Source organism: Chryseobacterium sp., from assembly GCF_045629545.1.
Lineage (GTDB): Bacteria > Bacteroidota > Bacteroidia > Flavobacteriales > Weeksellaceae > Chryseobacterium.
The window spans coordinates 21,531-47,260 of the sequence record NZ_JAZQRK010000052.1 but is presented as its reverse complement, the minus strand read 5'-3'; the positions used below and the strand labels follow the sequence as shown (position 1 = coordinate 47,260).

Genomic DNA, 25,730 nt, shown 5'->3' with positions numbered 1-25,730 from the left:
TATATTTTATTAAACTATCTTCTTCCGCCCGAATAGTTTCTAGATCTGTCCCTTTTTAATTCCACATTCATTCTGGTATTTTTATCCATACATTGGTTCAAATTGGTGATAGCCACTTGCTTTTTAGAATTGTAGTCAATGATTTTGCTTTTGAGAACTAGCATGGGAGCAATTTTTTTCAGTAGTGCGTTATAATGCTTAAGATTTGTAGTACTATCTTCTCGCATAATGGCTTTAGCATCCCGCACATTATTGGCTATTTGGTTTCTTAGTGCAATGTCGTTCTCTACATTCCTTAGATCCAATGAGTTCATTTTTGAGTAGATTTCGTCCACCTGAATTTTCAATACAGCACTTCTTCCCAATAAATCTTCATATTTGGAAACTTCTTTTTCAACCCCTTTTCTTTGCAACTCATAGCTTTTGAAAAAGAAAAATACTGCGCAGAAAGAAACTCCTGATAAGACTATAAATGATAGAATGAACTTCCAGATACCGACTCGAACGTCGGATCTATTTAATTTTTTATCTCTACTAGACATACTTATTTGTATTTTTTTTGAGTGTTAATTTGTTTTAATCCATTAGAAAAATAGGTTCGTCAAAATTATGCTAAATATACAAAACTTCTTTAATAAAAATAACTTTCAATTAGAAAGTTATTCTTAATTTAGACAGCAAAAATACATTTCATTCACACAAAAATACAAATGATGAGTAAAATTTTAACGAATACCGTTAGATTTTCAATAGCCGACGGCGACTTTTATTTCAAGAAAATAATGATAAAAACACTTCTTGAAAACCCTTTTTATAAACTACTTAATGATTGTAATAATGGACACGAGTTGATTAATAGAATCTATAGAAGACAGGAAGATGTATTCCTGATAGACTTGTTTATGCCGATCCTCAGTGGTATTGAAGCTATAAAATTCATTAGAAAAAACAATGAAGAAACTCCTATTATTGCTTACTCTGGTACCTATCAGGATGATATGGCAGAAATTTTAGCAAAAATACCCAATGTTTATTACTGTGAAAAAAACAGCACTGTAATCAAAGATATAATCAGAGGGTTAATAGTCTCTGACAGCTTTGATTATGGAGAATATTCAAAAACTTGGTTGCAGCAACCACTAGCTGTACAAGAGTATATGAATAGACAAAAATACAGCCAAGAAGAACTAACTTCAGCAGAAATACAACTGATGAAATTTTGTTATGAAGGTCTAACTAATAAGGAGATAGGAGAACAACTAAGTCTCAGTAGCAGAACGATAGATACCTATATTAATAGGTTGACAGAAAAGCTAGGACTCAAGACTAAATTGCACCTAATAAGGTTTTGCGTAGAAAACGGATACTATAATTCTAGTACATAAAAAATCATTATATTTACACATAATTTAGTAAACATAAAATTGTCAGTCATTTAACGCAAATAATTCGCATAGTAATTTGCTTCAAGTCATTTTTTTTAACTAAATTTGCACACCTAAAATTTAAAATTTACAAAGGAAATGACAAAGGCAGAATTGGTAAACACGATCTCAAATAAATTGGGAACTGAAAAGAATGAAACACAGAAAGTTGTAGAAGCTTTTATGCAGGAGATTAGAACTTCTATGTACAATGGAGACAATGTTTACTTAAGAGGATTTGGGTCTTTCATCGTTAAAACAAGAGCAGCAAAAACAGGAAGAAACATTTCTAAGAACACTGCTATCGAAATACCTGCGCACAATATTCCTGCTTTCAAACCCTCAAAATCATTTGTGGAGAAGGTAAAAATTAAGGTTGCAGTAAAATAAATAATAATTGAATATTAACTAGTTACAAAAAAAATTAACATTATGCCAAGCGGAAAGAAAAGAAAAAGACACAAGGTTGCTACACACAAAAGAAAGAAAAGAAGAAGAGCGAACAGACATAAGAAAAAATAAATTCCTTCGGGATTTTTAATATAATAATATAGTTGGTGGTTTAATGTTTTTTTATCCTCACCAACTATATTTTTGTTTGTTACCCCAAGGAATAAGGAAAAGGAAAGTGATATAATAGATTTTATCCTTATTTCTTACAAATTTATCTTATAACAAAATGAAGAAAGAACTTATAATTTCGCACGAAGGTGATTTTACAAAAATTGCTTTACTAGAAGACGGAAGACTATGTGAACTTCATGAGGAAGAAGACAAAAATGATTTTGTTGTCGGAGACTTATTTATAGGTAAAGTAAAAAAACTAGCTCCCAACCTTAATGCTGCCTTTGTAAATATTGGATATGAAAAAGATGCATTTTTACACTATCAGGATCTTGGGCCACAGTTTGCTACCTACAAAAAATTCTTGAAAGACACTGTTGCTAAGAAGCAAAACACTTCTAGTTTGAAAAATTTCGAGCTTCAGCCCGAATTGGATAAAAATGGAACTATAGACAAGATCATTGCCAAAGATGACGTAATTCTTTTGCAAATAACCAAAGAACCTATTTCTACAAAAGGACCAAGAATATCAACACAGATCTCGCTTACGGGGCGTTTTTTGGTTTTAATTCCTTTTGATAATAAAGTTTCTATTTCTAAAAAAATAAGAAGTTCTGAGGAAAAAGAAAGACTTCGCACCCTAATCGACAGTATAAAACCTGAAGGTTTCGGAGTGATCATAAGAACCGTTGCTGAGGGCAAAAAAGTAGCTGATTTGCATAATGATATGAATCAGCTAGTTCAGAAGTGGGAAAATACCTTCAAAAACATTGAGAAGAACAAAGTACCCTCTAGAGTATTGAGTGAAGATGATAAAGCATCTTCCATACTGAGAGACAATTTCAACCAGGATTTTGTAAATATTATCTGTGATGATGAACAGATGGTAAACGGAATGAAGGATTACGTAGAAGTAATTGCTCCTGAAAGAAAAAATATTGTTCAGTTTTATGATTCTCACGTTCCTCTACTCGAATATTATAACGTGGAAAAACAGCTAAAACAAAGCTTTGGAAAACACGTAAATATTCCTAGTTCAAAAGGTGCTTACCTGGTGATAGAACACACTGAAGCACTACACGTAGTTGATGTAAACTCTGGAAATAATATTTCCAACTCTGCTAGCAGTCCTACTAATAAGGATCACGCACTCAACGTAAATAAGATGGCAGCCACAGAGATTGCAAGACAGCTCCGCCTCCGAGATATGGGAGGTATTATCGTGGTAGATTTTATCGATATGATAAACGCAGACCACAGAAAAGATCTATTCGAGCATCTGAAGAATGAGATGAGTCGAGACAAAGCACGACACAAAATTTTACCACCAAGTAAATTTGGACTTATCCAGATTACCAGACAAAGAAATCGTGCTGAAAAACAAATAGATACCAAAGAAGAAAACCCGAATAAGGATGGAGAAATTGTAGCTCCTATCGTTATTGTTGAAAAAATGGGCGACACTATCAGAACCATAATGCAGAAGGATAATGGAAAACTTTACCTCCACGTGCATCCCTTTGTAGAAGCGTATCTTACCAAAGGTATCATGAGTATACAGATGAAATGGTTTATGAAGTATAAAAAATGGGTAACCATTGTGCCTAGGGATTCTTTTAAATATTTAGAATACAGAATTTTCAATTCGGATAAGGAAGAATTGATAGGATTTTCTAATTAAAAAAAACCAAACCTCCAGTTTTCTTGGAGGTTTTTTTGTGCAAACATTTCAATTTTCAGTAAAAAAAGCTCTTAAAATTACATTTAAATTTGCTTTTTCTACTCCTATTTTCAGTATAAATATAACTTCGAAAGAGTATAATTTTCGCCAATATCATTATCTTATAATAATAAATTTATTAAAATTATTATTACATTAAAATTAATAAAATAATACAAATTATTCAAATAAATCATACTATTCATATATTATTTGTCACCAAAAATCACATTTATATGAGATGTTTTTCGTACATTTATGTTAACTAAAACTACCATGATGACTCCCAATTTAACCATCTATGATGGACCTTTGTTGTATACACAGGGTTTACTAAAATTGCTAACTCAGGAAAAGCTTTTCGGTGATATAAATATCGTAGATTCTGCAGAAAAATTATATCACCATATTTCTAGAGAAACACCAGAATACATTCTACTTAGTTCTAACAATCTACTTCTTACCGAAATCTACAAATACGTAGAAGAAATAATCTCAAGAGAGGAAGGAATTAAAATTATTATAATTGGAAATCACTACGATGTTATCACCATCAGAAAATTATTTGGTAAAGGAATAAAATGCTATCTAGACAGAGATAGTGGTTATGAAGAATTTTTGAAAGCTATAAAAACTTTATTCAGTAATGAAATATATGTCTGCGAATATGCCAAAGAAATGATGATTAATTTCATTAGTGAAGAACAACAAAAACAGAAATACAATTTTAAAGATCCACTTACCAAGCGTGAAATGGAAATTTTAAAATTAATCTGCAACGGATTTAGCAGCAAAGATATTTGTCAACAATTATTCATTAGCATCAATACTGTGGAAACGCATAGGAAAAGAATATTGATGAAACTGAACGTTAAAAATTCTGTTGGTGTCGTGAAATATGCACTGGAAAATAATATCATAGATTAAATTCATATTTTTAAAACAAAAAAAATCAAAATCGATAAGATTTTGATTTTTTTTGCTGAAAAGAGGTAGATCATTCGTAATCTGGCATTTCTGCATTACTAAATAAAATAGCTCTTGTAAAATTTGATCCTGTAGTTCCAAGTGTAACCACTATAACATTTTTTTGAGAAATACCGTCATTAGAAGTATTCATGAGGATAATTTGAGCATTGTTAGGTGAAAATCTGGCGTCTAGATCATTAGTTCCCGCTGGTTTACTGCTCAACTCTGAAATATCTTGTATCGTATTAGTAGCGAGATTAAAAATAAATACATGAGAATTGAGCTGTCTGTAGTTCGCATCCTCATGTCCAGAAACATCTTTAGTATAAAGCAATTTTTGCCCATCTACAGAGAAATTGAGCCCACCGCTTGCACCGGAACCACTAGAGAGCACTGTTTGCAAAATATTTCCTAGCATATCAATAATAATAATCTTGGCATTGTAACCATTATAGTTATTGGTTTTTATTGCCACTTTGCTGTTATCATAGCTCCAATCGCATTCTGTAATAAGACTTCCATCTGGAGTAGTATATACTAATTCTTGCCCACTTCCATCTTTATTTATTTTGTATAACTTATCAAAATAAGGGTAGACGAAGGAATTACCATTCGTACTCCACGAAAAGTCCATCTCTGCATTATTAAAACCGCCTACAGGAATTTGAGTTACTTTAAAAGCATCAGAACCATCTGGTTTTGCTGTATAAATATGATTGGCTCCACCATCAGTTCTTAAGTAAGCTATTAGATTTGCATTATTATTTTTTCTTGGCCTCCAACTATTATAAGAAGAGCTTGTCAACTGAAAACTAGAACCCGCTTCATCTGTAGACATAATTACGTAATTTCCATTTTCTTTTTTTACATAATGATACCTATTAAGAGGTGTGGAAGTTGTTGTAAACTTAAAAGTCGGGCTCAATACATCAGCATGTATACCATCATTTACAGAGATTTGCCAAAAGTAGCTTACTCCATATTTTAGATCTGATAAAGTATGATTTTTAGTAGTAATATCATTAACCTCGATAACATCTGTATTCACATTATTTTTAACAATAAGCTTATATTTTAAAACATCATTAGCATCCGCATCGCTACAATCCCATTTTAATTCTACCGAAAGAGGTTGATCTTGTGCATTATCCACAGGACTTAATAAAATAGGAGTAGTAGGAGCGGTATTTTGAGAATCATCATCACTTAATTCGAAAACAACAGAAACTACTTGTGCTTCATTTTGTATATTGACAGCTTGATAACTTGTAACATAACCCGTAAGCTCTGCCTTTACTGAGTAATCTCCCAATGGCACTTCCCCTATATCGAAGGTGCCATCTGTTCCCGTGAAAACAGCTTGTGTAGAAGGCGTAGTAAATACTTTTACGTTAGCAATAGGTTCATTAGTTTCTTTTTTTACTACTTTACCTCTAAGTTTTCCATTACTATTTTGTATAGTAAGCTCTTCATTACATGACCAATGCGAAAAAACGAGAACAAGTAAAGTAATAATTTTAAATAAATTTTTCATGGTTAATATTTTTATTTTCCTATATAGTAGTTGATACCAAAACCAAATCGAATTGCTTGATCTTGTCTTTTCCCATTTACAAAACCTTCCCAATTGTCTGTAAAACCAAGATCATATTGACTAGAAAGTCTTAGTGCAATATTTTTCTGGATCATATATTCTAGACCTCCACCTACTTGTGCCTTGTAGAAAGATTTATTCTTAGAAAACAATCCACCCATACCTGCGTAGATATAGGGAGAAAATTTGAAATTTGGCATCATAAAATATTCTAGATTTACTTCGGGAACTACAAATGAACGTGTAATAATTTCGGTGTTTTCTAAAGTAAAAAGATTGACGTTACCTTCTATATTAAAGTTTTTATTAAGAAAGAATTTTGTTCCAAATTTTCCTCCGAATCTAGAAACTGGATTGATGTAATCTCCTTTTATTTGGGCAATCTCTGCATTAGCAAAAACAGAAAATTTTGGTCTACTAATCTCATCAAATTGGCTTCCTATAATTTTAGCATTATTTTTTTCAACTTCCACATTGTAATCCTCTATCAGTTGTTTGTATTTATCTGTGTCGTCCATAGATTTACCCCAAATATTGGATTTAATTCCTTCAACAATCAAATTCTTTACTGCTTTTTCTATTGCATCTGTTACAGCTAAATGTATGGGTTCATTCTGGGTAAGTCCAACTTCTGCTTCTAATAATTTTTCTGAGTCTATATATCTAAAGAAACTTCCATTCACACTTGTAGAAAGAATTGATTTTGAAACATACACTGTTTTTAAAATCTCACCGTTTAAGGTAGAAACTGCTCTAAGATAAATAGTGATTCTATCTTGTCTGTATTGTGTAGAAGCTCCGATGCCAAAATATCTAGCGCCCAATCCACCAGTCACTACATTGCTATCATAAGAAATCACACCTCCTTCCAAAAGTACCCCCGCATACAAAAGAGGTGGCAAAGAAGGATTATTTTTATCAATCTCTTTTAGATACTCTTGGCGAGTAGAGCGTATAATTTGCCTTTCGTTGAGAAGATTTGCAATATTTTCTCTCTCTATAGGGATAAACCAACGGCTATCTTCTAACGCTTTTATAAGTATTGTGGTAGTACCTTGTGGCACTGCAGTACTCCAATTACTGCCCACTTCTGCTGCTTTATACTGCCCGGTCTGATCTCTAAATTTATATACCCCCACTACTACTTTCTCTTTGGGCAATGGTAAATTTTTTAGTTCTTTTGTATATGTAGAAATTTCACCTATTGTAGATTTTTCTGTGCTTGTAGGCAAACCAATAAGCGATTTACATGATTGAAGTGTAGAAAAAATAATCATACAGAATAAAATCCTGATTGTGTTACATTTATTCATTGTATATTTCGTTTTTTTATTTTGGAATCACAACTTCAGATTGCTCTCCTGTATTGGTATCTAAGATACTAATCATGGTTCCGTTACTGGTGTTTGTAACTTGTACATAGAGCGATCCAAAAACATAATTTCCTGCCTCCACACCATTCTCTCCAAAAGAATTTTGAAACAATTTACTAGACAATTGACTTAGCACTTGCCTATTTAAACTATCTGTAAAACTAGATAAAGAGCTTGCAGCATTGTAACCACTAGATGCACTTTTGTTATCGAATTGATTTTGGGCACTTGCAGAGCTTAATAACCAAGAATAGTTGTAGGAATCTCCACCAAAATTGGGGTTAACGGGTTTGTACACGAATTGCTGAGATTTTCCTAAAAATAGGCCAGCAAAAAGCAACAAACAAATGTAAAAAGTTTTCATGGTATTGTTTTTAGTTTTTTTTAGTACATAAATTCGTTCCTAACAAATTTTTTTTGAGCATTAAAATTATTAATATATTGAAAAGTATATTCTACTTGTTCGGCTAGATATTCATCTGAAGGGTTTGTAGGAAAACTATAGACTATACTATCCTCCATTACAATATGTATCTGGCTACTTGTTCCTCTTGTAGGAAGTTCGGTAACGGTAATTGTAGAATTACTTTTGTTGGGTATTTGGCTATATTTTATATAAAATAGATCATAAAAATCTTTGCCTACCTTAGTTTTTGTTTCATCTATGGTTAACCCTTTTAGTTCGGAGCTCGCTTCTTTCTCAACCTTCTCTGCAGATGGTCTAAAAACAGTTTGATCAATTTCTAAGCTATCTTTCCTTATTAAAGTATTACTTTCTTCATCTCTTATATACAAGTACACTTTAAGCGCATCTGTATCCTCTAGATTTATATTTACTTCAGAAAGTACTTTGATTTCTTGTGACTTAACATTAAATTTTCCGGATTGTTTATTATTAGAAAGGTTTCCAGTGCCGCCTTTTTTGATAGCAATAAAAAGGTAATTTAGATCCTGATAAGTATCGCCATCATTAGTAACTACTGCCTTTAGTTTTATTTGCTTCTCTAATGTTTGCTTTTCAATCTTAGTATTAATATTAACTTCATTTTGGGCATACACGAAAAATGAAGTGGACAAGCAACAAATACATATTGCTAAAGAAAAATAAGTTTTCATCTCAAATTGTTAATAATTTCTAATAAAAATTGTTTTGTTATCACCAACAATATTAATTTTCATTTCTTTAGAAAGGCTATTGGCACCAGTGATATCTATGATATTATTATTTCCTGAAGAAGAAACTTCTATAGTAGCTGCTTTGTTGGTTGATGCATTGTTATATATAGTCGTATTGTACTCACCTGTATGCTTCACGTTAACATTAGAATTTTCGTTCATCAAAATCATTGCATGATTATGATTTCCTAATTGGGAAAATGAAGATTCCGCCTCGTTTCGTTCAATGCTTTTAGATTCCAAAAGACTTACAATAGTAGAACTATTCACCTTTTGCCAATCAATCTGTTGCGCTTTTGCTAAAAAACTAGCTAAAAACAGCAGGCTAAATAAGAGCTTCAAAATGGTCATATTTTTTTAATAAAGGTACTTGATATCAGTGACCAAAGAAACACGCAAATCAGTTAGAAATTAAATATCATGATTTATGATTACATTATTGCGTATATATACGGATAACAATGCACAATTATTAAATATAATTCGGTTTATATAACCTTTAATACAATCTATAAGAATATTGATGAAAATACAATAAGAAATTATTGGGAAATAAAAAGATATACTTTTATATAATTTATGAGATTAATTTTTGTATTTAAAAGATTTAAGAGAAAAGTTTAGGTTTCAAATTCATTCTTTTACAAAAATAGGTTAACGTAATTTTTCACCAAACACCTCTACTGAGTATTTATATAAAATCACTGCATTTTGTTTAAAAATCATTGTTTTAAGGTATATGGAAAAAACCTAAAATCCTTGACTACAAATAAGCGAAAGATTATTATCCAGCATAATTTAGTTTTTCAATCCATTAATTGTATAAAAACCCATACTAATCCTCTTTGTTGCACTAATGTAAAAATATAAAACAAAATGATTATCCTGCATCATCATTTATCTAAGAGTTATTAAAAGAACCGTTTAACAAAAAGATAAAATGTTGTAAAAAAATCTAATTGATAATCTATGCGTTAGGCCAATGAATCCTTATTGTAAAAACAAAAGAAGGAAAAAACATAAGTCCTTTCCTTCCTTTTAAAGAATTTTTAAAGATGATTACTGATTAACAATAACCGTATTAAATGATCCTACTTGTGACGAAGTATGTCTATTACCATTAGACATTTGGTTTACAGAAGCCATGTTACCAGTTCCATTCTGTAAGATACTGGATTCATTACTTGCTACATGCATTAATGCTGTTCCTTGGTTTACGATAGCAGAGTTATTATCTCCAAATTGATCGGCAGTAGATAGGTTAAGATTTCCGTATTGGTTGATAGCTGCGTTATTACCATAACCTCCCGACTGTAATGCTGTAGAAGTATTACCTTCTCCGAATTGCTTCATCCCAATAGTGTTGTTAGCAAGCGCTGTTCCGTTACCCGTCTGAGTAGAAGTTGCAGTATTTCCGCTTCCTACTTGTGAAATATCAGATGCATTATAAGCATTTGTTTGGCTCGCAGTTCCTACATTATTACTTCCATTTTGAGAAATTTTTGAATCATTATTGTGCCCATTCTGAGTAGTCGTTGCAAGATTGTTTGTGCCATCTTGAATCTGAGTCGCTATATTACGATTTCCAGTTTGAGTAATAAATGCATTGTTATAGTTCTGGGATTGAGTTTGAGTAGAGGTATTATATGAACCACTTTGGCTTACAGTAGCTTCATTATCGATACCAGACTGAGACTGTGTTGCCCCATTGTGGGATACTGATTGCGTAGATGTAGCAATGTTACCAGTTCCTGCTTGAGTTTGATTTGCGGATTGGTATGATCCATTTTGCAGCACTGTAGCATTATTATATTCCCCTGCTTGGTTTTGTACTGAAGTATGAGAATTTCCTACCTGTGAAGCAGATGCAGTATTAAATTCTCCAGTTTGTATCTGGTTAATATTATTATAAGATCCTCTACCACTTTGTTCTCCCTTTGCTGTATTGGAATCACCTACTTGAACTTGGTTGATTAAACTATTATCCGACCATGAACCCATCAATAAACCTTGTGTAGCATTTGCTGTATTTGAATTGCCTTTTTGGTCTTGTCTAATTGTTGAAAAGTAAGCATCACCTTGTGTTGCAGTTACTGTATTAAGATCACCATCCTGTTTTTGTTCAATGACATCACTAATAGTACTAGTTTGTGTTGCAAAAGCAGTATTCCCATTATTTAATTGAATCTGATTCACCACATTACCTTCCGAAACACTAGAACCCTGTCCTTGTGAAACAGTAGCTTTGTTATCGTTACCAATCTGCTTAGTATCTACTGAGTTTTTACCTGAATAACTTTTTTGTTTTACGTCTACAATATTACCAGTTCCATCTTGAACTGTTTTATTTTCATTCCCAGCATTACTACCATTACTGCTTTGTGTTACATTTGTAGAATTAGATTCTCCAGTTTGATTTACATTATTAACACCACTTTGAGCTAAAGCGAAACTTGCTGATAAAACAACAAATGCTCCTGTTACTAGTTTTTTCATAATATGATAATTTAATTGGTTAATTAGTATCACAAAGGTAGAAGGAACACGCCATGAATAAAACACCAAAAGGAGGTAAATGAGTAATATCACTATTAATAATAATTATCATAACCATTTACATTTCAGCAAGTAACATGAATTAATGATAAAGAAAACCCGTGTTAATACGGAGCTGCCATATGGGTGAAAAACCACAAGTAAAGCAGGTATAATTACATTAGATTGTAATGCTAATATATAAATAATATTTTGTGAAATATTATCTTGATCAATAAATATAAAAAATTTTAAAATGTGTTCTACAGGCAAAAAAAATCTGCCCAATATTGGAACAGATTTCTAACATTAGCAGTGATTATCAGATCCTCTAATGAGTTTGATAAACATTCATCTTATTAAGCGCTCCTATTTGGCTACTTGTATGGATATTGCCATCACCTTGCTGGTTTACCATAGAATTGTTAATAGTACCAATCTGTATGTCGGTTGAATTATTTTTGTTACCACTCTGTGTTAGATGCATCATATTTGTACCACCATCTTGGTTTCCAATAGTCATGTTTTCATTACCTTTTTGGTTTAGAACTATCGCGTTGGTATACCCTTTTTGCGTCATTACAGTCTCATTACCATTCCCTTTTTGATTAATTTGGATTCCATTGAAGGCGCCAGAAATTTGTGTAAGATCCATTTTATTACTATCCCCAGTTTGTATTCCGTTCATCCATCCGAAACTTGCGGTAGATGTCTGAGTTGCAGCATTACTTCTACCATCTTGTGATACCGATAACCTATTGTAATCTCCAGTAATAGTTTGGTCTATTGCATTGTTAGATTCCTTTTGCTGAGCAGTCAATGTATTCCCATTTCCGCCTAAACCTAGTACCGTTTGATTAATTGTGTTGCCAGGCCCATGTTGTTCAGCAACCATTTTATTATAATCACCTGCTTGAGAATCTTGGGTAATTAAAGAATTGGATGACGTATTAAATTTTTCACTTGTTTGAGAAGCCATAAAATTATTATTATTTCCAGTTTGTGTTTGATTAATAACACTATTATTTAATAATGGAATATCCCCATAACCTTCTTGTAGAGCACTCATTGTATTTGCTATACCAATTTGTACTTGGTTGATAATAGATGATATTGGATCTTTAGCTGGATATAAGCCAACTCCAGATTGTTGCTTAGCATCTGCAATATTAGAGGTTCCTTGCTGTTCTTGAGTAATCTTGGCTGCTTGTGTAGAAGATTGCTCTGCTCGTACTAGATTATTTTTACCTATTTGTTTTTGCTTTACAGTTGAAAAATAGGCTCCACGACTTAAAAAATCTGAACTGCCTGCAAATCCTTGGGACACACTAGATGAGTTATTAATTCCATATTGTACTATGGTAAATTCTGCCGCTTCCCCAACTTGGCTTAGCATTACCTTATTGCCATCTTGTTGAGTTGTAGATATTCCCAGAATAGTATTATTTTGATCAATGTTACTTGTATGTGATAATCCCAGTTGCTCTACTTCAGCATAGTTATAATTATTATGTTGCGTAATCTCAATTTTGTTTTCTTGTGCATATACATAGCCTAAGCCCAAGAGTAGATATGCACTTGTTAATAATTTTTTCATGGTAAAAGATTTAAGGTTAATTAGCACCACAAAATTATCACGAAATACTTCGTAAAGAAACACCAATATAAGGTAATCGGAACTTATCACTGACTTCGATACTATTTGTAACCAATTACATTTCAGCACATAATAGATAATAATGACCTAGAAACTACGTAATAGTACCTACCTAGAGACTGTGGAAAAACACAATTGAGAAATTGTGGTAAAATCATTTTTATACTCGCTAATATATTGCTAAATTTGAGATATGAAAAGTTTTGGAAAAGATTTATTAAGGAAAATAAAAAGTGCAGAACTTGGAGGAGCCAATGCACATGGCATTTTTTCACCTTCTTATAGGCAAAACTTCACTGATGAACAAATTTTAGGCAAAAATCCTAAGTTGGCGGCTGTAAATATTGTACTTTATATAAAAGATGATGAATGGTATTTCCCATTAATTTTAAGAACAGAAAACGAGCGTGATAAACACAGCGGACAGATTTCCTTACCAGGCGGAAAAAGAGAAGAGTCTGATAGAGACTTTGCAGACACGGCGATACGAGAAACGACCGAAGAAATTGGCTTGGAAAAACATTATGTAAGAAAAATCCGTGAACTATCTCCTATCTATATCCCACCTAGCAATTTTTTGGTTTATCCTTATATTTCATACACCATAAAAAATCCTCAGTTTACCTTGCAAGAGAGAGAAGTAGTAGAGATTATAGAATTTCCCATAACCTCGTTTCTCAATCTTGCAGATTCTCCAGAAATGATGGTTTTACCAGCAGCTGGAGGTCATGAAGTACCGGTAATTAATTTTAATGGTTATATTATTTGGGGAGCCACAGCGATGATCCTTAGCGAGTTTAGCCAATTGATTAAAAAAATGTAACTTTGTATCTGTTATGTTAATTGCACAATGGCCAAGAAAAACATTTTTACCGACTCCTTCGGTACACCCTATTTTTTAAAAAGGCTTATTATTTTTATTCTGGGAATCGTCTCTTACAGAAGGTTCAACGGTTTCAATAAGCTTATCATTACTGGTACAGAAAATCTTGTAGATCTGCCAGATTCTAATGTATTATTCGTATCCAACCACCAAACCTACTTTGCGGATGTGGCTGCAATGTTTCATGCCTTCTGTGCTGTAAATAATGGCTATCTAAACACCATAAAAAATCCTATCTATCTTCTTAATCCACGAGTAGATTTCTACTATGTGGCAGCTGAAGAAACCATGAATAAAGGCATATTACCTAAAATTTTTAAAATGGCAGGCGCTGTAACCGTAAAAAGAACATGGAGAGCAGAGGGACAAAATGTAAATAGGATGGTGGATATGGGTGAAGTAGACAATATAATGAAAGCGCTAGATAACGGTTGGGTAGCTACTTTTCCGCAAGGTACCACTGCTGCATTTGCACAAGGGAGACGTGGAACGGCCAAATTGGTAAAAAACCAAAGACCTATCGTAATTCCTATCAAAATTAATGGTTTTAGAAGAGCGTTTGATAAAAAAGGACTTCGCGTGAAAGTGACAGGCGTAAAACCTACTATGGAATTTAAAAAGCCATTAGATATAGACTATGATAAGGAAAATGCTAACGAAATACTCTTCAAAATAATGAAAGCCATAGAGCAAACTGAGGATTTCAATCTACTACACACTTATGATAAAGAACTAAAAGAGCAAAAAGAGAAACAAACAGAAGAAAATAATTCATAAATAAAAAATATGATGAAGAATGCAGTATTTAGCTTATTAGTGATTTTATTTGCAATCTCTTGCAATACGCAAAAAGTATATTCGGATTTTGATATCAGCTATTCTAAAAGTGGCGGAAGTGTACCTACATACGAAAATCTGCTTATCAAGGGAAATAACGCCCACTACTCTTTCGAAGGACCAGATAATAAAACTAAGCAAAATTTCAAAATTACCGCTGACGAAGTGAATCATCTCAACCAAACGTTGACTGATAATCAATTTAGAAACATATTGGAAGACCGAAAAAAATTGTATGATCATGTGGCTACTTCCATCAGTGTAAAAACAGGCGCCAATACAGGAAGCAAAACAGACGCAAGTCTTATCATGCCACAATACAAAGGAAACTGGGAAAATATTACCAAAGCTTTCCAAGAAATCATCAACAAAAACATAAAAAATACCAAATAAAATTGAGAACTCATTTTATAGCTATTGGTGGAAGTGCCATGCACAATCTTGCCATCGCACTTAAAGATAAAGGATACCAGGTGACGGGTTCTGATGATGCTATTTTTGAACCTTCAAAATCTAGATTGCAAAAAAGGAACATCCTACCAGAAGAACTAGGTTGGTTTCCAGAAAAAATAACTAGCGATATTGATGCTGTTATTTTGGGAATGCATGCGCACGCAGACAACCCAGAATTAGCTAAAGCCAAAGAATTGGGTCTAAAAATATATTCATATCCAGAGTTTCTCTACGAGCAATCCAAAGAAAAAACCCGTGTTGTAATTGCTGGATCTCATGGTAAAACTACCATTACTTCTATGATTCTTCATGTACTCAACTTTCACCAAAAGGAAGTAGACTATATGGTTGGTGCTCAGCTAGAAGGGTTTGATTGTATGGTAAAACTTACAGAAGATAATGATTTTATGGTATTGGAAGGCGACGAATATCTATCCTCTCCGATAGATTTACGTTCGAAATTTCTGCTTTATCAACCCAACATCGCTTTGATGAGTGGGATTGCTTGGGATCATATTAATGTATTTAAAACATTTGATGATTATATAGAACAATTCCGAAAGTTTGTAGCCAGCATAACACCTGGAGGTGTATTGGTGTACAACCAAGAGGATGATGAGGTAGTAAAGGTAGTGGAAAATTCCGACAATTATTTTAGAAAAATACCTTACCAAACGCCAGATTACGAAATTGTAAACGAGGTGGTACACCTAAAAACAGAGATGGGCGATATACCATTATCTGTATTTGGTGCTCACAATTTGCTAAACCTAGAAGGTGCAAGACACATCTGCCATACTTTGGGGATTATGGATGAGGATTTCTATGAAGCTATTATGAGTTTCAAAGGAGCATCAAAAAGATTAGAAAAAGTAGAGAGAGAAGATCAGGGTATTTTGTATAAAGATTTTGCACATGCTCCAAGCAAAGTAAAAGCGGCGGTAAAAGCTTTTGTAGAACAATTTAAATCTAAAAAAACGTATGGATTTTTAGAACTTCATACCTACTCTAGTCTAAATCCTGTTTTCTTAGAACAATATGATCATGCAATGGACGGACTAGATACGGCAGTGGTTTTCTATTCTGAAGATGCTTTGAAGATAAAAAGAATGGAGCCTATTTCGGCAGACCTCATCAAAGAAAAATTCAAAAATCCAAATTTAAAAGTATTCACCAATGCAGAAGATTTACATGCATATTGGGAAACTTTAGACAAAACAAAAGGCGCTTATATGATGATGAGCTCTGGAAATTTTGGTGGCTTGGATCTTACGCTCTAATTTTATTTAAAATTAAATATAATACAAACCCTTTCTTTAGTTTAGAAAGGGTTTGTTTGTTTTATATATCAGCTTTAGAAGCTAGCATTTTTTGTTCCCACTCTGGATCTTTCGGGTCAAAAAACAATCTTGTATTGGTATCTATATTTCTGATAGAGTTCATTTCATTTTCATATAATTCAAAATCAAAAACGTTAAAATTCTCTTCAATTCGGGATGGAGTGATCGATTTCGGGATCACCACAAAACCTTCTTGCAAATGCCATCTCAAGACAACTTGAGCTACAGTTTTGTTGTATTTATTAGCAATGTCTAGTAAAGTTTCATTTTTTAAAATTAAATTATTTCCATTCCCCAAAGGACTCCAAGGCTCTGTAATCATATTATTTTCTTTATTATACATTTGCAATTCTTTCTGCTGGAAAATCGGATGAAGTTCTATCTGGTTTACTACGGGTAAAATTTCACTGCTCGCTTTCAATTCTTCCAACTTTTCTATGGTGAAGTTACAAACACCAATTGCTTTTATTTTTCCTTCTTTATAAAGTTCTTCCAATGCCTTCCAAGCACCAATAAAATCTCCAAATGGCCAGTGTAAAAGATACATATCTAGATATTCTAGTTGCAATCTGTCTAGTGTTCTCTGGAAGGCACTTTTTGCCTGTTCATAGCCATGATCCTGAACCCAGAGTTTTGAGGTAATAAATAAATCGCCTCGCGCAACTCCACTTTTGATAATTGCCATACCCACCGCTTTTTCGTTCATGTAGATAGAAGCCGTATCTATCATTCTATATCCCGTTTGTATCGCTTTCAGAACTGCATTTTCGCAAATTGTTTCATCGTCTATTTGCCAAACCCCAAATCCAAGTGCAGGTATTGCAATTCCGTTGTTTAGCGTTACCCATGGCTGGTCATCCTTATTGGTATCCTTCATTTTTTTTAATTTTAAATCAAATTTCCGATAAATAATTTAGATTTCATTCTTCCATTCCTAATTTTGAGGGTTTATTATTTTTAGATTAAATTCTGACAAGATTTATATCATTTTTAATATCATTCTTTTGGGCTTAATTTTGTTGTTTTAAAAGTTTACAACCGATAGAATCAAATGAAAAAGATATTTATAATAAATGGTGGACAAGACTTCGGACATTCTGGAGGAAAATACAACCAAACTGTTACAGAAAATACCATCGAAGCTTTACAAAAATTCGAAAATGTAGAAATAAAAGTGACGCATATTAAAGATGGATATGATCCAAATGAAGAGGTAGAAAGATTTGTTTGGGCAGATTATATCATCTATCATACGCCAGTTTGGTGGTTTCAACTTCCGTTTGAGTTCAAAAAATATATTGATGTGGTTTTTACCGCAGGACATGCAAAAGGTTTATACATAAGTGATGGAAGACGCACCGCAACTCTGGAAATTAATTATGGAACTGGTGGATCTTTGGGTGGAAGAAAATACATGCTTACAACCAGTTGGAATGCGCCGAAAACAGCTTTCACATTGCCAGGAGAATTCTTCAATGAAACAAGTGTAGATGACGGCCCGATGTTTGGCTTCCACAAAATGAATTCCTTTTTATCGCTAGAAAAACTAGACGGTTACCATTTTCATGATGTAGAGAAAAACGCAAATATAGAACGCGATATGCAATCTTACCAAGATCACTTACAAACTATTTTCGAGAAAGAATTTTCATTTTAAAGGTAAAAAATATAGCGCTGAATACTAATTGTAGCGCTATTTTTATTTTTAATATCAATTCGGAATTTGCAAGTGCGTACTCACGGCAATCCTATTCCACGCATTAATGGTAACAATCGCCATAATAATCTGTGCAATCTGATTTTCGGTAAAGTATTTTTGCGCTTTTTCGTAGGTTTTATCAGACAATCCTTTTTTACTAATTTGTGTAATCTCCTCCGTCATTGCCAAAAGTACTTTTTCGTCATTAGAAAAAAGATGGGTTTCTCTCCAACCCTCCAAAACAAAGATTCTTTGTGTTGTTTCTCCGTATTTCAAAGCATCTTTGGTGTGCATATCTAGGCAGTAAGCACAACCATTGATCTGTGAGGCACGTATTTTTACTAATTCTTTTTGTATTGGCGTCAGACTAATGTTTTGTAAATAGGCTTCCAAACCTAGCATGGCTTTGTATCCTACAGATTCTATTTCTGATATATTAACTCTTTTGCTCATTGTCTTTTATTCTAAATACAAATTTGCACTTAAATAATTAACAAAATTTTAATTTTAACATAAAAATTAATTCTTAATTTTCAAATGCTTATGTAAAGTGATATTTACACTATTTTTTATTCTGCATTAGGTTTTTGAGTACAATTTCCATTTCTCCTTTCCTAAAACTACCTTCCTGATAATGCAGAAGATGACCATCAGTACCTATGATTATCCAAATAGGATAGATTGGTTGTAATTTATTCCTAGAAAATGCTTGTGCAAATTCATGTAATCCAGAGGTACCATTAGAGACAAAAGAATATTTTTTGACTTGAAAAAAAATGTCATTTTTTGTTTTTTCTGCCTCTACTTTTATCATATAATAATTTTCATTCAGTAGTTTTACCAGAGGTTTATTTTTTATAATTCTATAATTTTCTACTCCACATACGGTACACCAATCGGTATAGATATGAATTACTAATGGTTTTGTATGAAGCTTCCCAATTTCCTCAGAGGAATACATTTTAAGCTCTTGAGACGAACAATAGCTTGAATAGACCAAAAAAAGGAGAACTAATATTTTCATTTCAAGTTAAATCTTACTCCCATAAAACCCCTTATACCCTGCATAGATGCATAGCCATATGTGGTGTCAAAACTATATCCTTGAGGATTGGTTATCGTATTGTGAATATCTTTATCGAATGGATCAAAAGGGCGCATCAAAGGATTCTTTGGCGTGAAATTAAATAAATTTTTCACACCAGTATAAATTTCAAAACCAGATTGAAATTTTTTGGAAACCTGAATATTTGCTAGTGTAAATAATGGAGAATATTCGGGTCTATAATCATTTTCTAATATCGGAAGCCTCATCGAACCATAAAACTGACCAGTAAAATCTATAACCAAATTATTATTAAATTCATAAGTCACACCATAAGTTCCACTCCATTTTGGAGCGTGAAGTTGCTGAATTTTCTTACCAACAGAATTTTGTTTTTGGTATACTTCATTGTAAGTGAGCCCAATATTCAGACTAAGCGGTTTGGTAAATTTAAACTCCATATTTATAGAAGCACCTTTAGAAACACCAAATCCGTCCAGATTATCATATAAAATTTGGTCTGGATGGGTATCAAAATCTCCTACAATTTTATTGGTGAAATACGTATAAAACGCTGATGTATCTAAGTTTAAAAACTGATTTCCAAATGGTATTTTCCATATATAATTAAGATTTCCATTATAAGATCTTTCTGGCTTCAGATTATTTTTAATAATTACTTCTCTAGAGCCTGTAAGCGCCGCATGGTCTTCCGTAAACAAATTTACCACCCGAAAACCTGTCCCAAAATTTAGTCTTAAAATATGCAAAGGATAGGGAGAAAATTTCCAAGCCAAACGTGGAGAATGTACCGCATGATGCACTTTATCATAATCCAATCTGAAACCCAGAAGTAGAGTATTTTTATCATTAATGGTCCATTGGTCTTGTAAAAACATGCCTAACAAAGGAGAATTCATGGGTTTATTGGTTTGCCCATCTTGAGAAAAAGTACCTGGAGTATTGTCGTCGTAAAATGTTTTTTTGAACGTAATTCCTGCTGTAAAATCATGGTTTCGAACCACTTTATTCCAATAGGTCTGCGCAAAACTCACCTTTTGAGTCGCCAGAAATGCTTGGTCGCCATACACCGAATTTTGATCATGATAATTAAATGAAAACTGAGTAATAATAGTTTCCTTAAATGGCAATTGATACATACCAAAAGCCTCTACTCTATTTGTATAAACGCTTTCACCATATACCTCATCTCCACCACGATATCTTTTTTCCCATTGCATTTCTCCTCCATTTCTATCTTCGTACAAATATCGTAAGGCAAAACTTGCTTGCCTATTTTCTTTCCTTTTAAAATTCCATTTGTTAAAAACTGAAATTCTGTTTTGAAGTGCTGCATCTGTAAAATTATCGTTGTTTTGATCTATTTTTTCTTGATAACTAAAATAATTTACACTTAAAATAGATGCTATTTTCTCACCAAAATTAAATTTTGTAGCAAAGTCAACATTGTTTTCATTCCAAGTAGTTGTCATGAGATCAATATGAAGTTTCGGTGCCAACAAGGCATTTTTAGTGATAATATTAATCACACCACCCATCGCTTCCGAACCATAAAGAGAAGATGCAGGACCTTTTATCACTTCTATTTTTTCCACCAAACTATTCGGTATTCCACTCAATCCATATACTGTGGATAACGAGCTTACTATCGGCATACCATCTATCAGAATCATGGTATAAGCTCCTTCTAACCCATTAATATGAATATCTCCTGTATTGCAAACCGAACAATTCAGTTGTGGCTTTACCCCATTTACCATTGCGATGGCTTCAAATACATTAGGAGTGGGATTTTTCTGAAAAAATTTTTGATTATAAATTTCAATTGCTACCGGACTTTTAGATCTCGCCATAGATTTTACAGCTCCTGTAATCACGATATCATCAATAGTAGCAGTTTTATCTATATTGAAATTCTGTTCTTTGATAGTGTCATTTTCAATAGTTATGGAGTCTTTGCTTTCAGATTGTGAATAACAAAATGAAGATATAAAAATAATAAAAAAGTATATTCGTATCATAAATAATAGATGTTAGACAAATCTAACATTTATTTTCTAAAACAAAAACTTAATTTGAATAAACTCATAATTTTGGATTCGTGAAAAATGATTAAATTTGAGAAAATAAAAAGTACCATGAGATATCATCAATCAGGGAATATCCCCCAAAAAAGACATACCGTTTTTAAATCTCCTGAAGATAAATTTTACTATGAACAACTTTTCGGCACAGAAGGTTTTCATGGTATTTCTTCACTTTTGTATCATATTCATCGTCCTACACAGATAAGATCTATTGGGAATGCTAAAGATGTAACCCCAAAAATTGCTGTTGACAAAAATGTAACTCCTAGAATGTTTAAGGGGATGCACGTAACACCTGAGAACGATTTTCTAGACAGCAGAAAGTTTCTTTTGGTAAACAACGACCTAAAAATGGGACTTGCGAAGCCGAGAAAATCTATGGACTATTTTTACAAAAATGCAGAATGCGACGAGATGCTTTTCGTACACGAAGGAACAGGTACGTTGAAAACTTTTGTTGGGAATCTGAAATTTGGCGCTGGCGATTATATCATTATCCCAAGAGGAACCATCTATCAAGTAGAATTGGATACAGAGAATACCGTCTTTTTTGTTTTAGAAAGTCATTCGCCATTGTATACACCCAAGAGATATAGAAATGAGTTTGGACAATTGCTAGAGCATTCTCCATTCTGCGAAAGAGATATCATTGCACCAGAATTTGTAGCACCAAAAGACGAAAAAGGAGAATTTCTAATTAGAGTAAAGAAACAAAACGTTATCACAGATTTTATATATGCTACTCATCCATTTGATGTAGTGGGTTGGGATGGCTATTTTTATCCATATATATTTAATATAAAAAATTTCGAACCTATTACCGGAAGAATACACCAACCACCACCCGTGCATCAAAATTTTGAAGCGCACAATTTTGTAGTTTGTTCATTTGTCTCTAGGTTATTCGATTATCATCCCGAGGCAATTCCGGCACCTTACAATCACTCTAATATCGATTCTGATGAAGTACTTTTCTATACAGAAGGAGATTTCATGAGCAGAAATCATATTGACTTGATGGACTTTACACTTCATCCTGGCGGTATTGTACATGGTCCACATCCAGGCGCTATGGAAAGAAGTATTGGGGTAAAGGAGACGTATGAATACGCAGTGATGGTAGACCCTTTTAGACCATTAAAAATTACAGAAGAAGCGATGAAAGTGGAAGATCCTACTTATATGACTTCGTGGTTAGATGAATAAATTTCTCCACATTTCTTCACTACCTAGAATTAATATAAATAAATGTAAAAAAAAGATGCTTAGACCACCTCTTCAGCATCTTTTTTGTAAATTTACACCATATAAATTCTGTTGTAAATTGATAAGTTACAGAATCGCTCACTCTGAAAGGGGTTTGAATAAAATAGAGATTAAATGTTAGAAAGAATCAGGTTAGAAAATCTACACCACAAGGTAACTACAGCCGAGGAAGCCGTAAAGTTTATTGAAGATGGAATGGTTGTAGGGTCAAGCGGTTTCACCAAAGCCGGAGACAGTAAAGCAGTTCTAGCAGCACTAGCTGAAAGAGGCAAAACCGAAGACATTAAAATTACTTTGATGACGGGTGCTTCTCTAGGACATGGAACAGACGGAAAGTTGGCTGAAGCCAATGTACTAAAAAAAAGGATGCCTTTTCAGGTAGATCCTATTCTAAGGAACAAGATAAATAACGGGGAAATACTTTTCATGGATCAGCACTTGAGCGAAAGTGCAGAGCTTCTTCATGCAAAAAATCTTCAAACTCTTGATATCGCTGTTATTGAGGCAGCTTATATAGAGAGAGATGGTAGCATTGTTCCTACTACATCTGTAGGTAACTCGGTTACTTTTGCTTCTATGGCAAGACAAGTGATTATCGAGATTAATACAGAGGTGCCAGAATCTATATATGGTATTCACGATATTTATCAAGCTGAAGATTATCCTCACAGAAATGTAATTCCAATTGTTGCTCCTTGGAACAAGATTGGTAGAAAAAGTATTCCGTTGGATCCATCAAAAGTAGTTGCTATTGTTTTCACAAACAAAAAAGATAGCCCAGCAGATATTGCCGAACCAGACGAGAAAACTTCTGCTATTGCTAAGCATTTGCTAGGCTTCTTCGAAAATGAAGTGAAATTAGAAAGACTTACTGATAGATTACTTCCTATACAAGCTGGAATTGGGAAAGTAGCCAACGCAGTTCTTACAGGCTTCAAAGACAGTAATTTCTATGATCTCACGATGTTTTCTGAAGTACTTCAAGATAGTACTTTTGATCTTATAGATGCTGGAAAACTAAGTTTTGCATCTGCGTCTTCAATCACTGTTTCCAAAGAATGCTACGATAGAGTATTTGATAATTTGGCTAAATATAGAGATAAAATAGTACTAAGACCACAGAATATTTCTAACACACCAGGATTGATCCGCAGATTGGGAGTAATTGCTATTAATACAGCGATTGAATTTGATATCTACGGAAACGTAAACTCTACACACATTGGTGGTTCCAAAATAATGAATGGTATTGGTGGTTCTGGAGATTTTGCAAGAAATGCCTATTTAAGTATATTCGTAACTCAAGCAGCATCCAAAGAAAATAAAATTTCTCATGTTTTACCTATGGTTTCTCATACAGACCATACAGAGCATGATGTAGATGTTTTAGTAACCGATATCGGTATTGCAGACCTTAGAGGATTGGCTCCAAGAGAAAGAGCTCAAAAAATTATTGATAATTGTGTGCATCCAGATTATAAAGAAGAACTACAATCTTATTTTGATCGCGCTTGCGAGCGTGGAGGTCATACGCCTCACCTACTAGAAGAATCTTTCAGTTGGCATATTAATTTTGCTGAAACTGGAAGTATGAAGAAATAATTTCTAATAATTACTTTTCATAAAAATTTATTAAGAGCGTTAAAATTAACATTTAACGCTCTTTTTTAATATATCAATTTTACATAGTTTAATAATAATTGAGCTAAGTTGAATTGTAATGGTCTTTATCTTAAAATAAAATAATACCTTGTTACTATTAATTTATGATCAGGAAAACGTTTACTAACCATGAGCAATTATATAAGTGCCGAAGAGGCAATACAAACTATAAAAAGTGATAGCCGTGTATTTTTACATGGAAGTGCATGCACACCCAATTATCTGATAGACGAGATGGCGCGCCAGGCAGAACGATTATCAAATGTAGAAATTGTATCCATTACGGTACAAGGAAAAGTAGAAATTGCCAAACCACAATACAAGGGTAGCTTTTTTATTAATTCTTTGTTCGTATCCAATCCAGTAAGAGAGGCAGTAAACTCAGAAAATGGAGATTTTATTCCAGTGTTTCTAAGTGAGATTCCTATATTATTTAAAAATAACATTTTGCCATTGGATGTAGCTATAGTTACTGTTTCTCCACCAGATAAGCATGGATTTTGTACTTTGGGAACATCTATAGACATTGCTAAATCTGCTGTAGACCGTGCAAAAAAAACCATAGCTATTGTAAATCCTTTAATGCCTAGAACACATGGTGATGGCATGATACATATTAGTAAAATCCATAAAATGGTGTGGCATGAAAAAGAATTGCCTACCATAGATTATTCGTCCCTCATTGGTGAAGTTGAGATGTTGGTTGGGAAAAATGTTGCTAATCTAATAGAAGATAGAGCTACTTTGCAAATGGGAATAGGAAATATACCTGATGCAGTTTTAAAATCTTTGCACAATCATAAAGATTTAGGAATTCATACCGAAATGCTGAGTGATGGAGTTTTAGATCTTATCACGAAAGAAGTAGTAACCAACAAATACAAAGGTCATTATAATAACAAAACAGTGACTACGTTCTGCTTTGGAACCAAAAAATTATACGATTTTGTAGATGACAATAGTCTTTTTTCCTTCAAGGAAGTATCTGATGTTAATTTCCCTATTAACATTATGAAAAACAAGAAAATGACAGCAATCAATTCAGCGATTGAGATTGATCTCACAGGGCAAGTCTGTGCAGATTCTATAGGCACCTACCAATACAGTGGAATTGGCGGACAGATGGATTTCATGCGTGGTGCGGCACTTAGTGAAGGTGGAAAAGCCATTATTGCCATTACTTCTCGTACGAAAAAGGGCGTTTCGAGAATTGTTCCTTTTCTAAAGCAAGGTGCAGGAGTGGTCACCACAAGAGGACACATACACTACATTGTTACAGAGTACGGAATAGCTTATTTATTCGGGAAGAACCTAAAGCAAAGAGCTAAAGAAATTATTCGGATCTCACATCCTGACGATAGAGCCATGCTAGAAAGAGCAGCCTTCGATCGATTTTATTGTACAAAATAATTCTATAAAAATATA

24 protein-coding genes are annotated in these 25,730 nt (G+C 33.2%); 12 read left to right on the top strand and 12 right to left on the bottom strand.

Features of this window, described 5'->3' with window-relative positions; translation table 11 throughout:
* Positions 1-14: 14 nt before the first annotated feature.
* Positions 15-542: a type VI secretion system TssO gene (tssO, locus tag ACKI42_RS12515; protein ID WP_407405917.1), complete on the bottom strand. Its 528-nt coding sequence runs from the start codon at positions 540-542 to the stop codon at positions 15-17.
* A gap of 171 nt (positions 543-713) precedes the next feature.
* Between tssO and ACKI42_RS12510 the strand changes: the two genes are divergently transcribed.
* The 4 genes from ACKI42_RS12510 (at position 714) to ACKI42_RS12495 (ending at position 4,635) form a co-directional block, all read left to right on the top strand.
* Entirely contained in the window at positions 714-1,385 is a 672-nt protein-coding gene (locus tag ACKI42_RS12510) for a LuxR C-terminal-related transcriptional regulator (RefSeq protein WP_407405916.1), read from the top strand.
* A 138-nt stretch (positions 1,386-1,523) separates the two neighbouring features.
* Positions 1,524-1,814, top strand: a complete 291-nt coding sequence (locus ACKI42_RS12505; RefSeq protein WP_407405915.1) for an HU family DNA-binding protein — start codon at positions 1,524-1,526, stop codon at positions 1,812-1,814.
* 289 nt (positions 1,815-2,103) lie between these two features.
* Entirely contained in the window at positions 2,104-3,669 is a 1,566-nt protein-coding gene (locus ACKI42_RS12500; protein ID WP_407405914.1) for an Rne/Rng family ribonuclease, read from the top strand.
* 297 nt (positions 3,670-3,966) lie between these two features.
* The gene (locus ACKI42_RS12495; RefSeq protein WP_407405913.1) at positions 3,967-4,635 is read left to right on the top strand and encodes a response regulator transcription factor; all 669 of its coding nucleotides are present in this window, start codon (positions 3,967-3,969) and stop codon (positions 4,633-4,635) included.
* A gap of 70 nt (positions 4,636-4,705) precedes the next feature.
* On the opposite strand, the gene ACKI42_RS12490 is transcribed toward ACKI42_RS12495, so the two are convergent.
* From ACKI42_RS12490 to ACKI42_RS12460, 7 genes are all read right to left on the bottom strand, one after another.
* Positions 4,706-6,211 carry a carboxypeptidase-like regulatory domain-containing protein gene (locus tag ACKI42_RS12490; protein ID WP_407405912.1) on the bottom strand — a complete coding sequence of 502 codons (1,506 nt, stop codon included), beginning with the start codon at positions 6,209-6,211 and terminating at the stop codon, positions 4,706-4,708.
* Positions 6,212-6,222: 11 nt separating this feature from the next.
* Entirely contained in the window at positions 6,223-7,584 is a 1,362-nt protein-coding gene (locus tag ACKI42_RS12485; protein ID WP_407405911.1) for a CsgG/HfaB family protein, read from the bottom strand.
* Positions 7,585-7,600: 16 nt separating this feature from the next.
* A complete protein-coding gene (locus ACKI42_RS12480; RefSeq protein WP_407405910.1) occupies positions 7,601-8,008 on the bottom strand; it encodes a curli production assembly/transport component CsgF in 408 nt (135 codons plus the stop codon).
* Positions 8,009-8,028: 20 nt separating this feature from the next.
* Positions 8,029-8,760 (bottom strand): CsgE family curli-type amyloid fiber assembly protein, encoded by a 732-nt coding sequence (locus tag ACKI42_RS12475; RefSeq protein WP_407405909.1) that lies wholly within the window; start codon positions 8,758-8,760, stop codon positions 8,029-8,031.
* Positions 8,761-8,769: 9 nt separating this feature from the next.
* Positions 8,770-9,162, bottom strand: a complete 393-nt coding sequence (locus ACKI42_RS12470; protein ID WP_407405908.1) for a hypothetical protein — start codon at positions 9,160-9,162, stop codon at positions 8,770-8,772.
* Positions 9,163-9,879: 717 nt separating this feature from the next.
* Complete coding sequence (locus ACKI42_RS12465) at positions 9,880-11,316, bottom strand: beta strand repeat-containing protein (RefSeq protein ID WP_407405907.1); 1,437 nt, start codon at positions 11,314-11,316, stop codon at positions 9,880-9,882.
* Between the two features lie 370 nt (positions 11,317-11,686).
* On the bottom strand, positions 11,687-12,952 hold the full coding sequence (locus ACKI42_RS12460) for a hypothetical protein (protein ID WP_407405906.1): 1,266 nt from the start codon (positions 12,950-12,952) through the stop codon (positions 11,687-11,689).
* 253 nt (positions 12,953-13,205) lie between these two features.
* On the opposite strand from ACKI42_RS12460, the gene ACKI42_RS12455 reads away from it, so the two are divergent.
* The 4 genes from ACKI42_RS12455 to murC are packed head-to-tail and all read left to right on the top strand — an operon-like array spanning position 13,206 to position 16,465.
* Entirely contained in the window at positions 13,206-13,835 is a 630-nt protein-coding gene (locus ACKI42_RS12455; protein WP_407405905.1) for an NUDIX hydrolase, read from the top strand.
* A 27-nt stretch (positions 13,836-13,862) separates the two neighbouring features.
* Positions 13,863-14,672 carry a lysophospholipid acyltransferase family protein gene (locus ACKI42_RS12450; RefSeq protein WP_407405904.1) on the top strand — a complete coding sequence of 270 codons (810 nt, stop codon included), beginning with the start codon at positions 13,863-13,865 and terminating at the stop codon, positions 14,670-14,672.
* 9 nt (positions 14,673-14,681) lie between these two features.
* On the top strand, positions 14,682-15,125 hold the full coding sequence (locus ACKI42_RS12445; RefSeq protein ID WP_407405903.1) for a hypothetical protein: 444 nt from the start codon (positions 14,682-14,684) through the stop codon (positions 15,123-15,125).
* Between the two features lie 2 nt (positions 15,126-15,127).
* Positions 15,128-16,465 (top strand): UDP-N-acetylmuramate--L-alanine ligase, encoded by a 1,338-nt coding sequence (gene murC, locus ACKI42_RS12440; RefSeq protein ID WP_407405902.1) that lies wholly within the window; start codon positions 15,128-15,130, stop codon positions 16,463-16,465.
* 61 nt (positions 16,466-16,526) lie between these two features.
* On the opposite strand, the gene ACKI42_RS12435 is transcribed toward murC, so the two are convergent.
* Positions 16,527-17,402: an aldo/keto reductase gene (locus ACKI42_RS12435; RefSeq protein ID WP_407405901.1), complete on the bottom strand. Its 876-nt coding sequence runs from the start codon at positions 17,400-17,402 to the stop codon at positions 16,527-16,529.
* Between the two features lie 174 nt (positions 17,403-17,576).
* Between ACKI42_RS12435 and ACKI42_RS12430 the strand changes: the two genes are divergently transcribed.
* Positions 17,577-18,182 (top strand): NAD(P)H-dependent oxidoreductase, encoded by a 606-nt coding sequence (locus ACKI42_RS12430; RefSeq protein ID WP_407405900.1) that lies wholly within the window; start codon positions 17,577-17,579, stop codon positions 18,180-18,182.
* A gap of 54 nt (positions 18,183-18,236) precedes the next feature.
* Here the strand turns inward: ACKI42_RS12430 and ACKI42_RS12425 are convergent, their stop codons facing one another.
* The 3 genes from ACKI42_RS12425 to ACKI42_RS12415 all read right to left on the bottom strand — a co-directional run bounded on the left by ACKI42_RS12425 (position 18,237) and on the right by ACKI42_RS12415 (position 21,311).
* On the bottom strand, positions 18,237-18,677 hold the full coding sequence (locus ACKI42_RS12425; RefSeq protein ID WP_407405899.1) for a carboxymuconolactone decarboxylase family protein: 441 nt from the start codon (positions 18,675-18,677) through the stop codon (positions 18,237-18,239).
* 109 nt (positions 18,678-18,786) lie between these two features.
* Positions 18,787-19,248 (bottom strand): thiol:disulfide interchange protein, encoded by a 462-nt coding sequence (locus ACKI42_RS12420; RefSeq protein WP_407405898.1) that lies wholly within the window; start codon positions 19,246-19,248, stop codon positions 18,787-18,789.
* Positions 19,245-21,311, bottom strand: a complete 2,067-nt coding sequence (locus tag ACKI42_RS12415; protein WP_407405897.1) for a TonB-dependent receptor plug domain-containing protein — start codon at positions 21,309-21,311, stop codon at positions 19,245-19,247. The genes ACKI42_RS12420 and ACKI42_RS12415 overlap by 4 nt, the downstream gene beginning before the upstream one ends.
* A gap of 117 nt (positions 21,312-21,428) precedes the next feature.
* On the opposite strand from ACKI42_RS12415, the gene ACKI42_RS12410 reads away from it, so the two are divergent.
* From ACKI42_RS12410 to ACKI42_RS12400, 3 genes are all read left to right on the top strand, one after another.
* Entirely contained in the window at positions 21,429-22,583 is a 1,155-nt protein-coding gene (locus ACKI42_RS12410; protein ID WP_407406026.1) for a homogentisate 1,2-dioxygenase, read from the top strand.
* Between the two features lie 174 nt (positions 22,584-22,757).
* Positions 22,758-24,245, top strand: a complete 1,488-nt coding sequence (locus ACKI42_RS12405; RefSeq protein ID WP_407405896.1) for a succinate CoA transferase — start codon at positions 22,758-22,760, stop codon at positions 24,243-24,245.
* A gap of 189 nt (positions 24,246-24,434) precedes the next feature.
* Positions 24,435-25,715, top strand: coding sequence for an acetyl-CoA hydrolase/transferase family protein (locus ACKI42_RS12400; RefSeq protein WP_407405895.1), 1,281 nt, complete (start codon positions 24,435-24,437; stop codon positions 25,713-25,715).
* Positions 25,716-25,730: the final 15 nt, after the last annotated feature.